Origin of the sequence: Nocardioides insulae DSM 17944, from assembly GCF_000422825.1 — a bacterium.
GTDB classification, from domain to species: Bacteria; Actinomycetota; Actinomycetes; order Propionibacteriales; family Nocardioidaceae; genus Nocardioides; species Nocardioides insulae.
In genome coordinates, this window is record NZ_KE383929.1 from 669,820 (window position 1) to 684,685 (window position 14,866).

The 14,866-nt window shown below is 70.0% G+C and carries 16 protein-coding genes; all 16 read right to left on the reverse strand.

Features of this window, described 5'->3' with window-relative positions:
• Window positions 1-24: 24 nt before the first annotated feature.
• A complete protein-coding gene (locus G515_RS0117600; RefSeq protein ID WP_028661210.1) occupies window positions 25-951 on the reverse strand; it encodes a F0F1 ATP synthase subunit gamma in 927 nt (308 codons plus the stop codon).
• A 2-nt stretch (window positions 952-953) separates the two neighbouring features.
• A complete protein-coding gene (atpA, locus tag G515_RS0117605; protein ID WP_028661211.1) occupies window positions 954-2,594 on the reverse strand; it encodes a F0F1 ATP synthase subunit alpha in 1,641 nt (546 codons plus the stop codon).
• Window positions 2,595-2,642: 48 nt separating this feature from the next.
• Window positions 2,643-3,455, reverse strand: coding sequence for a F0F1 ATP synthase subunit delta (locus G515_RS0117610; protein ID WP_028661212.1), 813 nt, complete (start codon window positions 3,453-3,455; stop codon window positions 2,643-2,645).
• Window positions 3,455-3,997, reverse strand: coding sequence for a F0F1 ATP synthase subunit B (locus G515_RS0117615; protein WP_028661213.1), 543 nt, complete (start codon window positions 3,995-3,997; stop codon window positions 3,455-3,457). Before G515_RS0117615 ends, G515_RS0117610 begins: the two co-directional genes overlap by 1 nt.
• 25 nt (window positions 3,998-4,022) lie before the next feature.
• Window positions 4,023-4,232, reverse strand: coding sequence for an ATP synthase F0 subunit C (gene atpE / locus G515_RS0117620; protein WP_028661214.1), 210 nt, complete (start codon window positions 4,230-4,232; stop codon window positions 4,023-4,025).
• A gap of 113 nt (window positions 4,233-4,345) precedes the next feature.
• Window positions 4,346-5,149, reverse strand: coding sequence for a F0F1 ATP synthase subunit A (gene atpB, locus G515_RS0117625; protein WP_245565457.1), 804 nt, complete (start codon window positions 5,147-5,149; stop codon window positions 4,346-4,348).
• Between the two features lie 182 nt (window positions 5,150-5,331).
• Window positions 5,332-5,796, reverse strand: a complete 465-nt coding sequence (locus tag G515_RS0117630) for a hypothetical protein (RefSeq protein ID WP_157571177.1) — start codon at window positions 5,794-5,796, stop codon at window positions 5,332-5,334.
• 144 nt (window positions 5,797-5,940) lie between these two features.
• The gene (locus tag G515_RS0117635) at window positions 5,941-7,110 is read right to left on the reverse strand and encodes a glycosyltransferase family 4 protein (protein ID WP_028661217.1); all 1,170 of its coding nucleotides are present in this window, start codon (window positions 7,108-7,110) and stop codon (window positions 5,941-5,943) included.
• Complete coding sequence (locus G515_RS23165; protein WP_084653690.1) at window positions 7,110-8,045, reverse strand: L-threonylcarbamoyladenylate synthase; 936 nt, start codon at window positions 8,043-8,045, stop codon at window positions 7,110-7,112. Before G515_RS23165 ends, G515_RS0117635 begins: the two co-directional genes overlap by 1 nt.
• Before the next feature lie 5 nt (window positions 8,046-8,050).
• Window positions 8,051-8,956: a peptide chain release factor N(5)-glutamine methyltransferase gene (gene prmC, locus G515_RS0117645; protein ID WP_245565458.1), complete on the reverse strand. Its 906-nt coding sequence runs from the start codon at window positions 8,954-8,956 to the stop codon at window positions 8,051-8,053.
• The gene (gene prfA, locus G515_RS0117650; RefSeq protein WP_028661219.1) at window positions 8,953-10,041 is read right to left on the reverse strand and encodes a peptide chain release factor 1; all 1,089 of its coding nucleotides are present in this window, start codon (window positions 10,039-10,041) and stop codon (window positions 8,953-8,955) included. Before prfA ends, prmC begins: the two co-directional genes overlap by 4 nt.
• Before the next feature lie 170 nt (window positions 10,042-10,211).
• The gene (gene rpmE, locus G515_RS0117655; protein ID WP_028661220.1) at window positions 10,212-10,418 is read right to left on the reverse strand and encodes a 50S ribosomal protein L31; all 207 of its coding nucleotides are present in this window, start codon (window positions 10,416-10,418) and stop codon (window positions 10,212-10,214) included.
• A 170-nt stretch (window positions 10,419-10,588) separates the two neighbouring features.
• Window positions 10,589-11,041: a YqaA family protein gene (locus G515_RS0117660; RefSeq protein WP_051218534.1), complete on the reverse strand. Its 453-nt coding sequence runs from the start codon at window positions 11,039-11,041 to the stop codon at window positions 10,589-10,591.
• Window positions 11,041-11,724, reverse strand: a complete 684-nt coding sequence (locus G515_RS22175) for a CDP-alcohol phosphatidyltransferase family protein (protein ID WP_157571178.1) — start codon at window positions 11,722-11,724, stop codon at window positions 11,041-11,043. The genes G515_RS0117660 and G515_RS22175 overlap by 1 nt, the downstream gene beginning before the upstream one ends.
• A gap of 2 nt (window positions 11,725-11,726) precedes the next feature.
• Complete coding sequence (gene rho / locus G515_RS0117670) at window positions 11,727-13,697, reverse strand: transcription termination factor Rho (protein ID WP_036555945.1); 1,971 nt, start codon at window positions 13,695-13,697, stop codon at window positions 11,727-11,729.
• Window positions 13,698-13,958: 261 nt separating this feature from the next.
• Complete coding sequence (thrB, locus tag G515_RS0117675) at window positions 13,959-14,858, reverse strand: homoserine kinase (protein WP_028661223.1); 900 nt, start codon at window positions 14,856-14,858, stop codon at window positions 13,959-13,961.
• Between the last annotated feature and the right edge of the window lie 8 nt (window positions 14,859-14,866).

Sequence of the window (14,866 nt, forward strand, 5' to 3'; positions counted from 1 at the left end):
TATCTCTCTTCGAGTCAGTCGGAGTCAGTCGTTCGCGGAGTTCGCATCGGCGAGCGCGTTGACGCCACCGACGATCTCGCTGATTTCCTGGGTGATGCCGGCCTGGCGGGCCTGGTTGGCGATCCGGGTGAGCTTGTTGATCAGCTCATCGGCATTGTCCGTCGCGGCCTTCATCGCCCGCTGGCGCGCGGCCAGCTCGGAGGCAGCGGCCTGCAGCAGCGCGAACCAGATCCTGCTCTGGACGTACTGCGGCAGGAGCCCGTCGAGGACCTCCTCGGCGGAGGGCTCGAACTCGTAGAGCGGGAGGATGTCCTGCTCCTCGGGAGCATCGACGCCCTCCACGACCTCGAGCGGCAGCAGGCGCACCGCGGTCGGCTTCTGGACCAGCATCGACTGGAACCGGGTGAAGACCACGTGCACCTCGTCGACCGCCGGCTTGGCGGCCTTCTCGGCCTCCGCACCCTGGAGGAAGACGTCGATCAGCAGGGCGCCGATCTCCTTGGCCGCCTCGTAGGTCGGCTGGTCACTGAAACCGGTCCAGCTCTGCGCCACCGGCCGCCCGCGGAACTTGAAGTAGGCCTCGCCCTTACGCCCGGTGACGTAGAGGTCGACCTCCTTGCCCTCCGCCTTGAGCTTCTCCACCAGGCCGTCGGCCTCACGCAGCACGCTCGAGGAGTAGGCCCCCGCCAGACCCCGGTCGCTCGTCACGACGAGGACCGCGGCCCGGGTGGGGTTCTCCGGCTCGGTGGTCAGGGCGTGTTCGACGTTGGAGTACGTCGCCAGTGCCGAGACCGCACGGGTGAGCTCACGGGCGTACGGCGCGGCGGCCTGCGCCCGCTGCTGCGCCTTGATGATGCGGGACGCAGCAATGAGCTCCATGGCGCGCGTGATCTTCTTCATCGACTCCGTCGACTTGATCCGCGCGCGGTACTCACGCAGCGATACGGCCATCGTCAGCCCCGCTTCTGCTTGACGATCTGCTCCTGCTCGACGTCCTCGTCCTCCAGGGCCTCGGCCTGGCCGGAGCCGGGCTTGACCGACTGGCCGTCCGAGGTCTCGAACTGGTCGAGGAAGGAGGTGTAGGCGTCCGCGAGCGCGGACTCGGTGGAGTCCTCGAACTTGAGCGACTCGCGGATGCCGGAGAGCACACCGGCGTGGCTGCGCCGCAGGTAGTCCAGGAACTCACCCTCGAAGCGCAGGACGTCATCCACCGGGACGACGTCGAGGCGCCCGCTGGTACCGAGCCACAGCGACACGGTCATCTCGTCGACCGGGTACGGCGAGTACGCCGGCTGCTTGAGCAGCGCCATCAGCCGCTGGCCGCGGGCCAGCTGCTGCTTGGAGGCGGCGTCCAGGTCGGAGGCGAACATCGCGAAGGCCTCCATCGCGCGGTACTGCGCGAGGTCGACCTTGAGCGAACCGGTGACGTTCTTGACCGCCTTGGTCATCGCCGCGCTGCCGACTCGCGAGACCGAGACACCCACGTCGATGGCGGGGCGCTGGTTGGCCGCGAACAGGTCGGACTGGAGGAAGATCTGACCGTCGGTGATGGAGATGACGTTGGTCGGGATGAACGCCGACACGTCGTTCGCCTTGGTCTCGATGATCGGCAGACCGGTCATCGAGCCGGCACCCATCTCGTCGGAGAGCTTGGCGCAGCGCTCCAGCAGCCGGCTGTGCAGGTAGAACACGTCGCCCGGGTAGGCCTCACGGCCCGGCGGACGGCGCAGCAGCAGCGAGACCGCACGGTAGGCCTCGGCCTGCTTGGTGAGGTCGTCGAAGACGATCAGGACGTGCTTGCCCTGGTACATCCAGTGCTGGCCGATGGCCGAACCGGTGTAGGGGGCGAGGTACTTGAAGCCGGCGGAGTCGGAGGCGGGAGCGGCCACGATCGTGGTGTACTCCAGGGCCCCGGCCTCCTCGAGCGCGCCACGCACGGAGGCGATGGTCGAGCCCTTCTGGCCGATCGCGACGTAGATGCAGCGCACCTGCTTGTCGGGGTCGCCCGACTCCCAGTTCTGCTTCTGGTTCATGATCGTGTCGATCGCGATGGTGGTCTTGCCGGTGGCGCGGTCGCCGATGATCAGCTGACGCTGGCCACGGCCGATCGGGGTCATCGCGTCGATCGCCTTGATGCCGGTGGCGAGCGGCTCGTGCACGGACTTGCGAGCCATCACGCCGGGGGCCTGGAGCTCGAGGGCGCGGCGGCCCTCGGACTCGATCTCGCCGAGACCGTCGATGGGCTTGCCGAGCGGGTCCACGACCCGGCCGAGGTAGGCGTCGCCGACCGGGACCGAGAGGATCTGGCCGGTACGACGGACCGTCTGACCCTCCTCGATCTTGTCGAAGTCACCGAGGATGACGACGCCGATCTCGCGGGTCTCCAGGTTCAGGGCGATACCAAGGGTGCCGTCCTCGAACTCCAGCAGCTCGTTGGCCATCGCCGACGGGAGACCGGACACGTTGGCGATGCCGTCCGCGGTGGTCGCCACCACGCCGACTTCCTCGCTCTTGGCGGCCTCGGGCTGGTACTCGGCGACGTACTTCTGTAGCGCGTCGCGGATCTCGTCCGGACGGATGGTGAGCTCCGTCATCTTTCGGTGCCTTCTCTCTTGGTTCTCAAGTAGGGGTACGTCGTCGGGTCAGCCGGCCAGGGCGCGGCGAGCATCGTCGAGTCGGGTCGCGATGGTTCCGTCGATGACATGGTCACCGACCTCCACCTTGATGCCACCGAGCACCTCGGGGTCGACGACCACGTTGAGGTGGACGGGACGGCCGAACTGGCGGGTGAGCCCGGCGCTGAGTCGGGCGATGTCCTGCTCGGTCAGGGGCTTGGCCACGCGGACCGTTGCGACCCCTTCGCCCTGCACGGACGCCGCGACCTTCTGGTACTCGCCCAGCGCGACGGTCACGGTGCGGTAGGTCCCGGAGACCGACTGCTTGGCCAAGGTCACCGTCGCAGGCAGCGCGCGACCGGCCAGCAGGTCCTCGAGCAGCCGCTCCTTGTCGGAGACCGAACGGGCCGGGTCCGCGAGCGCATCGCGCAGGTCGGCGTTCTGCTGGACCGCCTGCCGCAGCGCGAACAGCTCGTCGCCGAGCCGCTCGATCTCGCTGCCGGCGGACCGGACAGCGGCGATCTCCCCGAGGTGCTCGATGCCGGTGGCGATGTCGACGCTGCGGGTCCAACGACGGGTGACCGCCGAGGACACGAGCTCGCGAGCCTGCTCGTCGATCTTGCCGCCGAAGAGCTGGCCGATCAGACCGCTCTTGGCCTCGTCCGGGACCGAGCTGTCGGTGACGAAGCGACGCAGGGCCGCCTCGCTCCGCAGGGTCCGGGCGACCGCGAACAGCGAGTCCGCGACGGCACCGGCCGGGACCCCCGGGCCGGAGACGGCGGTCTCCAGCTCGGAGGACAGGACGGTGACGGACTCGGCCGACGCACCACGAAGATCCATCAGTTCACCCCGGGGGCGGACTCGAGATCGGCGAGGAAGCGCTCGACGACCCGGCTCTGGCGGACGTCGTCCTCGAGGCTCTCGCCCACGATACGACCGGCCAGGCCGGTGGCCAGGGTGCCGACCTCGGCGCGCAGTGAGGTGACCGCCTGCTGGCGCTCGGCCTCGATCTGGGTCTTGCCGTGCTCGACGATGCGGTCGGCCTCGGCCTGCGCCTGACCGCGCATCTCGGCGACGATCGCGGCGCCCTGCTCACGGGCCTCCTCGCGGATGCGGGCGGCCTCGTGCCGGGCCTCCGAGAGCCGCTGCTCGAGCTCGGCGAGCTTCGCGTCGGCCTCGGCCTGCTTCGTCTCGGCCGCCTCGATGCCACCTTCGATCGCCTTCGTGCGCTCGGCGTAGGCCTTCTCGAAGTTCGGTACGACGAACTTCCAGACCGCGACGACCACGATGACGAAGACGATCAGTCCGAGGATGAGCTCGGACGTCTCCGGCAGCAGCGGGTTGTGAGTCTCCTCCGCCGCCAGAACAACAGACGTGTTCATGGATGCTCTCCCTTAGGGGCGGGCGTCACAGTGGCAGGACGAACGCCAGGGCGACGGTGATGATGAAGAGGGCCTCAGCGAGAACGAAGCCGAGAATTGCGATCGACTGCAGGCGGCTCTGGGCCTCCGGCTGGCGGGCGACACCGGCGATGAACGCGGCGAAGATCAGGCCGATACCGACACCGGGACCGATGGCGGAGAGGCCGAGGCCGATCAGGTTGATGGAGCCTTCCACGGCTTTTCCTTTCGTCGGCGACGTGGGGCCACGTCGCGTGTGTGGCGAAAACTGGGGGTTGCTATGCAGTTATGGAGGGGACGGCGTCGCAGTCAGCCGTCGGTTCTGGGGGCTCAGTGCTCCTGAGCGATGGCCTCGCCGACGTACATCGCCGAGAGCAGGGTGAAGACGTAGGCCTGCAGGAACATGACCAGCATCTCCAGGAAGCTGATCGCGATGCCGAGCAGGAAGGACACGATGCCCACCGCGCCGTAGCCGATGTTGCCGCTGGTCAGCAGCGCCGCGCCACCGGTGGCGAAGAGGATCAGCAGGATGTGGCCCGCGAACATGTTGCCGAACAGACGCAGGGTGAGCGTGACCGGCCGGACGATGATGTTGGAGAGGAACTCCAGCGGCACCAGCAGGATCAGGATCGGGCCGCTCACTCCGGCGGGCATGGTCTGGTGCTTGAGGTACTTCAGCGGGCCCTTGTGCGCCCAGATTCCGGCGGCGATGAAGATCACCCAGCTGAGCAGGGCCAGCGGGATCACGTAGCCGATCCGGGCCATCGTGGGGAACTGGATGAACGGGATCACGCCGTAGTAGTTGTTCACCAGCAAGAACATGAACAGCGAGAACAGCCACGGCACGAACTTCATGAAGTGCTCGCTGCCGATGCTCTCCCTGGCAATGCCGTTACGCACGAACCCGTAGAAGAACTCGCCCGCGAACTGCAGGCGGCTCGGCACGACCGCGGCCTTGCGGGAAGCCGCCCAGGTGAAGCCCACGACGATGATCGCGGACAGCACCACCAGGATCATCGGCTTGGTGACGTCCCCGAACACCGGAGGTAGCTCGAAGCTCCCTGGCCCCGGGGCGTGGAAACCGGAGTCATCAGCGGCCTGGACGGACGCCGCGATCGAAGCGGTGACGCTCACTCTTTCTCCTGCCTTAGCTCTTCTTCATCGTGGGCCCGGCATTGCGCCGGACCTCGCCATGTCAATCCCGGGTGTACGGTGCCCGTCAGGACTCCCGGGAGCGCCGGACACTGCCTGTGCGCATCCCCTCGGGCACCCTCATCAGGGTGAGCCATCGCCTGCCGGACGATATCAGGGCAGCCTCACTCATCTCGCACCGCCCCGACCGGCTCCTCGGGGAGCTCGTAGACGGGGATACGTGCCTTGGTGACCGCCAGGATCTGGCCCGCACACCACACCAGTGTCGACGCCACCAGGGCGGCGGCAAGCCACCTCGGGGCGAGGGTGCCGTCGGTCAGCAGACCGCTCTGGTTCAGCCTGAAGAACACCAGGGCCATCAGCAGGACCTGCAGGGTGAAGGTGAGCAGAGCGACCAGCAGCGCCGCGGTCGGCACGACCTTGGCCACCAGGTGCACCACGACGGTGCCGGCGACGAAGACTCCCACCGCGAGCATGGTGCCCACGAGGGCTCCGGCCGCCGCGGCCGACCCTGAGACGATCAGACCGACGAGGCCGAGAACCAGCCCCACCAGGAACGCACCACCGGCCGCGCCGAGCAGCATCACGAAGCCGCGCGAGCGGGGGCGTGAAGCGGTAGCGGTCGTCATGTCGGCGGCCGTTTCTGTGGAGGTGACAGTCGGTGTCCCAGTGCGGGATCGCTCGTGAAAGCTATCACTTGGGGGTGACCGAGTCGAAATGGAACGATCCACCCGGGGTGTGAGGTGACCCGCGGGTACCACTCTCCCGCCGACTCATCCGTCGGTGCCGGGCTCCTCGGTCAGGGTCCCGTCGTCGGCGGCGACCACCAGCGGCTTCTTGACCACCGGCACCACGAACGTGAGCACCAGCGTGACCGCCAGCCAGGCCCCCAGCACGCCCCACACCCACGGACCGGTGTAGAGGCTCATGATGACCGACCCGAAGGCGATCAGAGCCGCCCACAGCCACATGATCAGCACCGCCCGGCGTTGGGAGTGCCCGATCTCGAGGAGCCGGTGGTGCAGGTGCTGCTTGTCCGGTGCGAACGGCGAGCGACCGGCGGCGGTGCGTCGTACGACGGCCATCACCAGGTCCGCGAGCGGCACCAGCAGGATGGTCAGCGGCAGTAGGACGGGCAACAGGGTCGGCAGGAAGTTGGCACTGGCACCGCCGCCACCCTGGGCCAATTGGTCGGAGCCGAACTGCCCCGAGAGGGTCACGGCGCTGGCCGAGAGCACCAGCCCGAGCAGCATCGAGCCGCTGTCGCCCATGAAGAGTCGGGCCGGATGGAAGTTGTGGAACAGGAAGCCGATGCAGGCGCCGGCCAGTGCCACGCTCAGCAGCGCGGCGGTGGTCGCGCGGTCGGCGTTGTTGATCCGGGTGAGCTCGTAGCAGAACAGGAAGAACGCCAGGGCGCCGATCGCGACCACCCCTGCGGCGAGGCCGTCCAGGCCGTCGACGAAGTTGACCGCGTTGACCGTCGCCACCACCACGAACCCGGTGAGGAGCGCCCCCTGGGTGGGGTCCAGCACGAACGTGGTGCCGTCGGGCAGGGTGATGAACCAGTACCGGACGTCGAAGAAGATCAGGAACGCCGTCGCCAGCACCTGCCCGCCGAGCTTGGTGAGGGCGTCCAGCTCGAAGATGTCGTCGAGCACCCCCACGGCACAGATCCCGATGCCGGCCAGCAGCACCACCCCGGCGTCCTGGAGGACGAAGGCTCCCCCCTCGGAGAGGAACGGCAGGTTACGGGCGACGAGGTAGGCCCCGATCAGCCCGCCCAGCATCGCCACGCCGCCGAGGTAGGGGATCGGCTCGTCGTGCACGTCCCGGTCACGCACCCGGGCGACCGCGCCGGTGCGCAGGGCGATCTCCCGCGCGATCACGGTGAGCAGGTAGGTCACCGCGAGCGCGACGAGGAAGACGAGCAGATACTCGCGCATCAGTCCGAGTCGGTCTCGCCGGGTTCAGCGCGCCGGGCGATGTCCGTGCGCTCGCCGGAGGCCGGGTCGACGTCTGCCGAGTCGGTCGAGGGCGTGGTCTCCTCGCCGGTGTCGTCGCCAGTCTTGTCGCCGGTCTTGTCGTCTGTCGCGTCGTCGGTCGTGTCGGAGTCGTCCTCGGACACGCTGAGCCCGAACCGGCGCAGCACCTGGTCGAGCTGGTCGGCGGTGATCGCGCCCTGGCGAAGGACCTGGGGAAAGGCGCCGGTCGCGTCGACGATCGTGGACGCCTCACCTCCCGGCGACGGGCCGTCGTCGAGTACGGCGGCCACGTGGTCGCCGAGCATGTCCTCGGCCGCCGCCGCGTCCAGCGCCGCGGGCTGACCGGTGCGGTTGGCGGAGCTGACCGCGAGCGGCCCGGTTCGCTCGAGCACCCGACGGGCCAGATCATGGTCGGGGACGCGGACCGCGACGGTGCCGCGGGTCTCGCCGAGGTCCCACTTGAGCGAGGACTGCTGGTGACACACCAGGGTCAGTGCCCCAGGCCAGAACTCCTCGGCCAGCGCACGCGCCCACGCCGGCAGCATCGTCGCGAGTGCGTCCAGCGTGCCGGCCTCGCTGACCAGCACCGGCGGGGGCATGTCGCGCCCGCGGCCCTTCGCGGCCAGCAGCGCACGCACGGCCGCCGGGTCGAACGCGTCGGCGCCGATGCCGTAGACGGTGTCGGTCGGCAGCACGATGAGCTCGCCCCGGCGTACGGCGAGCACGGCCTCCTCGATCGCGGACTCCCGCTCCTGGTCCGGCTCCTGCTCCTGGGTCTCGTGCTGCGCCTGGTCCTGCGCCTGGTCCTGCGCCTGGTCCTGCGCCTGGTCCTGCGTCTGGTCCGATCCCTCGTCCGACACCTGGTCGGGCACCTCCGAGGCGGGTCCTTCACTCATAGCGCTCATCGTGCCAGTCGCGCCGTGGTGAAGCGCGGCCGACCTGCCAGGTCTGTGTGGTCGCGCACCTCCAGCCAGTCACCGATGGCGGCGAAGACGGCCGGGGCTCCACCCCCGGCACCGTCTGGTCCCTGCTCGTCGGCGTGCTCGACGCCGAGCACCCCACCGGCACGGAGCAGACGCGCCGCGCGCCTGGCCAGCACCCGGATCGCATCCAGGCCGTCGTCGCCGGAGAAGAGCGCCAGATGAGGGTCATGATCGCGGGCCTCGACCGCGACCGACTCCCAGGCCTCGAGGGGGATGTAGGGCGGGTTGCACACCACGACGTCCACGGTGCCGAGGAGGTCGTCGAAGGCGAGGGCGAAGTCGCCCTGACGCAGATCGACCTCGGTGCCGGCCAGGTTGCGCGCCGCCCACTGGTGCGCGTCCGGGGAGAGTTCGACCGCATGGACCTCGGCCTGCGGCAATTCGTCCGCGATGCTCCGGGCGATCGCGCCGGAGCCGGTGCACAGGTCCACCACGACGGGCCCACGACCCGAGGCGAGTACCGCCCGGGCCGCGTCCAGGGCCCACCCGGCCAGCAGTTCCGTCTCCGGGCGGGGCACGAAGACACCGGGGCCCACCGCCAGTTCGACGTGCCGGAAGTGCGCCACACCGGTCAGGTGCTGGAGGGGCTCGCGGGCCGCGCGCCGGGCCACCAGGACCTCGAACCGCCCGACCGTCGACTCCTCGACCCGGTCGACCAGCACCAGTTGTCCGCGCGTCGTGCCGAGCACGTGGGCGAGCAGTTCCGCCGCGTCGTGCTCGGGGCTCCCGACCCCTCCGGCCCGGAGCCGGCCCGCTGCTTCGGCGAGCAGGCGCCTGGTCGGCGTACCGCCGACGGCAGCATCGAGGGCGTCGCCCTCACTCACGACTCCCATCCCTCCAGCCGGGCCGCGAGGTCCGCCTCGACGCAGGAGGCGATCACCGGTTCCAGGCCCCCGTCGAGCACCTGGTCGAGGTTGTACGCCTTGAAGCCGGTGCGGTGGTCGGAGATGCGGTTCTCCGGGAAGTTGTAGGTGCGGATCCGCTCGGAGCGGTCCACGGTGCGCACCTGGCTCCGGCGCGCGTCGCTGGCCTCGGCGTCGGCGGCGTCCTGGGCCGCGGCGAGCAGCCGGGCGCGGAGGATCCGGAGCGCCTGCTCCTTGTTCTGCAGCTGGCTCTTCTCGTTCTGGCAGCTCACCACGATCCCGGTCGGCAGGTGGGTGATGCGGACCGCCGAATCGGTGGTGTTCACGCTCTGCCCGCCGGGGCCGGAGCTGCGGAAGACGTCGATCCGAAGGTCCTGGTCGTGCACCTCGACATCGACCTGCTCGGCCTCGGGCAGGACCAGGACGCCGGCGGCGCTGGTGTGCACCCGCCCCTGCGACTCCGTCACCGGCACCCGCTGCACGCGGTGGACCCCGCCCTCGAACTTCATCAGGGCGTACGGCGTCCGCCCCGGCTCCGGGGTGCCCTTCGCCTTGAGCGCCACCGTCACGGACTTGAAGCCGCCCAGGTCGGACTCGGTCGCATCGAGGATCTCGGCCGACCAGCCCTGGTGTTCGGCGTACCGCGTGTACATGCGGAGCAGGTCACCGGCGAACAGCGCGGACTCCTCCCCGCCCTCCCCCGACTTCACCTCGAGAAGGGCGTCCTTGTCGTCGGCCGGATCCCGCGGCACGAGCAGCCTGCGCAGCCGTTCCTCGGCGACGTCGTACTCCTCGGCCAGGTCGGCCGCCTCCGCGGCGAACGCCTCCCGGTCGGGGTCCTCGGGGTCCGCGGCCAGTTCGCGAGCGGCCTCGAGGTCCTCCCCCAGTCGGCCCCACTCCCGCCAGGCACCGATGATCGCCGCCAGCGTGGAGTAGCGCTGGTTGAGGCGCTTGGCCAACCGAGCGTCGGCGTGGGTCTCGGGCGCCGCGAGCTGCCGCTCGAGCTCCGAGTGTTCCTCCACCAGACCCTGCACTGCCTCGAACACGTGATCCCTCTTCGTGAGGATGGGTGATTGCGCCCGTCACCGGTCGACCGATGAACGGCGCACTTCTCGGGTGTTGCACCGCCCGGGGAAGGCGCACGAGCCTCCGACCGTGTGGGCAAATGCGAAGCGCCGGCCCCCCGCCATGGCGGAGAACCGGCGCTCGGAGGCAACTACTTCTTGCCGTACCGGGCCTCGAACCGGGCAACGCGGCCGCCGGTGTCGAGGATCTTCTGCTTGCCCGTGTAGAACGGGTGGCACTGCGAGCAGACGTCGGCACGAAGGACGCCTTCGGTCTTGGTGCTGCGCGTGGTGAACGTGTTGCCACAGGTGCAGGTCACCTGGGTCTCCACGTAGGTCGGGTGGATGTCAGCCTTCATGGTGTCCTCTCATCAGGGGTGCCGGGTCGGTGTGCGAGCGCACGACCGTGAACCGGAACCGAACGAACCAAGAGTAGTCAACACCCTCGGGGGCACACCAATTCCCGGCCGGTGTGCGCGACCTCGGCGTGGGGCGCGCACCTCAGATCCTGACCGGCTCGGTAGGCCCATCAGTCGACGAAGAGACCGACTCCGGCGAGGATCGCCCAGAACCGGATCGTCCGGCCGAGGAACACGGTGGGAACGAACACCCAGCGCGGCATCTTGAGCGCACCGGCGACCGCGGCCAGGACCAGCATCGGCGGGATGCCGACCGAGCCGGCGAGGAGGAGGACGCCGCCGGCGTACCACGGCCGCCCCTGCATCCGGCCGAGCCAGCGCCCGTAGACCCGGCCCACCTTCGGCCCTTCCAGCTTGCGACGCATCCAGGCGGTGTCGACGCCGCGGCGCGCCCCTTCGTACCAGACCAGCTTCCCGAGGGTCTGGCCCGCGCCGGTGGCGATCGCCAGCGCGGCCACCTGGCCGGGGCCGACGGCAGCGATCCCGGCCAGGTAGACCTCGATGTTGACGAACGGCAACAGGGCGGACGCGAAGGCCACCCAGAAGCTGGTGAAGGCCAGCATCAGCCCGCGTTCCGTGCGTCCTCGACGTGCCGGTGCGCACTCGCGCCAGACGTGTCATCGCGCGCTGGGACGGGAAGGCCGAGCCGGAAGAGCCAGGTCATCGACACGCACTTGAGGATCAGCAGGGCCGCGGCGATGACGGTGCCGGCCACGATCGCGGCCGGCGTCGACCAGTGATGGAGCACGAGCAGCACGACGGCGAACAGCCCGGAGTTGGCGGCCTTGCCGAGCCGCGACCAGTTCCAGCGGTATATCCGCGCGTCCACCACGTAGAAGTAGTTGGGGCTGCGGATCGGCCAGGCCAGGAAGGCGAGCGACAAGAAGGTGTCGACCACCATGAACTCGACCAGGTAGAGCCCCACCGGCACCACCAGCACCGGCATCAACCAGATCAGGCCCAGATAGAACAGCGCCACGCACAGCCGGTCGCACACCAGGTCCATGACCGCGCCGATCCGCGTCTCGCAGTCGAACCAGCGGGCGTACTCACCATCCAGCGAGTCGCCGATCCAGTGTGAGACCAGGCCGACCACCAAGATGGTCAGGCTCTGCTCCACGGTGCCCCACATCAGCAGCCCCACGGTCAGGGCCGTGCGGAGCAGGGTGACCACCGTGGCGCCGGTGAAGAACCGTTCCCGGGCGGGGTCCGCCCAGATCCGGTCCGCCCATCTGGAGCCGGGCACGGCTACTGCTGCCCGGGGGTCGAGTGCTGGACCTGGGTGAGGAACTCGACGTTGCTGTGGGTCGCGCGGAGCCGCTCGAGGAGACGTTCGTGCGCCTCCTCGGGCTCGAGGTTGGCCAGCGCCTTGCGAAGCTTCCACACGATCTCCACCTCCTCGGGACCGAGCAGGAGGTCCTCACGTCGGGTGCCCGAGGCGAGCAGGTCGACGGCGGGGAAGAGACGCTTGTCCGCGAACTCCCGGCGCAGCCGGATCTCCATGTTCGCGGTGCCCGCGATCTCCTCGAAGACGAGCTCGTCCACCTTGGACCCGCTCTCGACCACCGCCGTCGCGAGAATGGTCAGCGAGCCGCCGTTCTCGACGTTCCGGCCGGCGCCGAAGAACTTCTTGGGCGGGTGGAGCGCCGCTGCGTCCACTCCCCCGGACAGGACGCGACCGCTGGCCGGGAGAGCCAGGTTGTACGCGCGTCCCAGACGGGTGATGCCGTCGAGCAGGACGACCACGTCGTGACCGAGCTCGACCAGGCGCTTGGCCCGCTCGATCGCAAGCTCGGCCAGCGCGGTGTGGTCTGCTGCGGGTCGGTCGAAGGTCGAGGAGATCACCTCTCCCTTGACCGAGCGCTCGAAGTCGGTGACCTCCTCGGGCCGCTCGTCGACCAGCACCACCATCAGGTGGCACTCGGGGTTGTTGGCGGTGACCGACGCAGCGATCCGCTGCAGCATCGCGGTCTTGCCCGCCTTGGCCGGCGAGACGATCAGGCCACGTTGCCCCTTGCCCACCGGAGCGGCCAGGTCGATCATCCGACCGAGCAGGTCGTGGGCGTCGGTCTCCATCCGCAACCGGTCCTCGGCATGGAGCGGAGTCAGCTTCGTGAAGTCCGCACGGTGGCGGGCGGTCTCCGGGTCGGCCCCGTTGACGGCGTCGATCCGGACCATCGGGTTGAACTTCTCCCGGCGCTCACCATCCCGGGGCTGGCGCACCTGGCCCACGATCGCGTCACCGCTGCGCAGTCCCAGCTTCTTGACCAAGGAGAGCGATACGTAGACGTCGTCCGGTCCGGGGAGGTAGCCACTGGTCCGCACGAACGCGTAGTTGTCGAGTACGTCGAGGATGCCGGCCGCAGGGACGAGCACGTCGTCGTCGAGGATGGAGGTGTCCAACTCCCCGCGGCGGTTGCGGTCGCGGTCGCGTCCGCGCCGGCGCCGATTGCGCCGGCTATCACCGTCGCCGTCCTGACCGTGATCCTGGTCCTGCTGGCCGCGGTCCTGACCCTGCTGAGGCTGCTGGGCCTGCTGAGCCACCCTGGACTGCGACTCCTGCTTGGCCTGGTCCTGCCTGGCCTGCTGGGCTGCCTGGTCCTGCTTGGACTCCTGCTTGGCCTGGTCCTGCTTGGCCTGGTCCTGCTTGGCCTGGTCCTGCTTGGCCTGGTCCTGCTTGGCCTGCTGGGGCCGGCTCTGCGCGGTGGCCTGCTCGCCGCGCTGACGCCGGGTGCGGGCAGGCTGGTCGCTCCCCTGCCGGGCGCGCTCCCCCTGCTGCCGGTCCGGCTTGCTGTCCTGGGCCCGGTCCTGGGCCAGTTCCTGCGCCCCGACCTGCGCCCGGTCCTGGGCCCGGTCCTGCGCCTTGTCCTGGGCCGGTTCGGCGTGAGGTTCGGCGGCCGGGGCGGTGGCCGCCTTGGCCCGGCTGCGGCGCGGCTTCGTCGCCGTCCCACCGTCGCCCGTCGCGGCCTGCGGTGCGGACGACGTGGACGGTGCGGCGGACGGCTGGGGAGCGGCGCCGGCCTGGGCCGCCTTGATCGCCTCGATCAGCTGCGCCTTCTTCATCGAGTTGGCGCCGGCGATACCCATTCCACCGGCCATCGCCTTGAGGTCGGCGAGCAGCATCGCGCTCAGTCCGCCGCCACGCTTCTTCCGGGCGCCCCCCGCGCTCGGGCCGGTGGTCTCCGGGGCGCTGGTGATGGCGTCGTTGGTCTCGGTCACGTGAGGTCCTTCCCACGTTCGGGTGTCCGCGGCCGGAGCCGGCGGACAGGTCGGTCGGTCCCATCCCCCGCCGCCTCGTGCGGCGGCCGGGAAGGCCGAGGCACACGCGAGATCGGTGTGCGGGGACGACCCGCACGGGACTGGGGAAGATCTGCGCATCCGCGGGGTGTGCCCCACCGAGTGGAGCACGCGGGTGCGACGCCGGAGCCGGCGCGCGCCCAGGGTAGCACCGCCACCATCACGACCACGCCCCTACGCCGCTCACTCGAGGCGGGCGCCCGACGGGTCGACGTCGAGGTGCAGCGAACGCCAACCCCGCGGGCAGCGGGTCTCGAGCGCGGCCGCCTGGCTGTCGTCGCAGAACGCGAGCACCGTCGGGCCGGCTCCGGAGACCACCGCGGGCACCCCGGCCGCGCGGAGCCGGTCGACCAGGTCGAGCGAGGCCGGCATCGCGGGGCGACGGTACTGCTGATGCAGGTAGTCCTGGGTGGCCCGAAGCAGCTGCTCGGGCCGGCCGGCGAGCGCCGCGACCAGCAGGGCCGCTCGCCCGGCGTCGGCGGCGGCGTCCCGATGCGGGACCCGCTCGGGCAACAGGCCGCGGGCGACCTTGGTCTCGACGCCCTCGGCGGGGATGAAGACCACCGCACTGACCCGCGGGTCGACCGAGGAGCCGACCGCGAAGAACCCGTCCTCGTCGGCGCCGGAGATCACGAAACCCCCGTAGAACGCCGGGGCCACGTTGTCGGGGTGGCCCTCCAGTTCCGCGGTGAGGCGGAACGCCGCCTCGTCGTCCATCAGCAGCGAGCCCCCGGCGACCAGCGCCCTGGCGAGGACGACGCCGCCGACGATCGCGGCCGAGGACGACCCGAGCCCACGGGCATGCGGTACCGAGTTCTTGCAGGTCAATCGCAGACCGGGCGGCTGGGCACCCATCTGGGTGAACGCAGCCCGCATGGCCCGCACCACGAGGTGCGACTCGTCGGTGGGTACGCCGTCAGACCCCTCCCCCTCGACCTGGACGACCAGCCCCTCGGGGAGGACCTCCGCCTCGAGTTCGTCGCGCAGGGACAGTGCGAGGCCGAGGCTGTCGTAACCGGGTCCGAGGTTGGCCGAGGTCGCAGGCACCGAGACCTGGACGGGCCCGTCCACGAAGGTCGTCATGGGCGTCC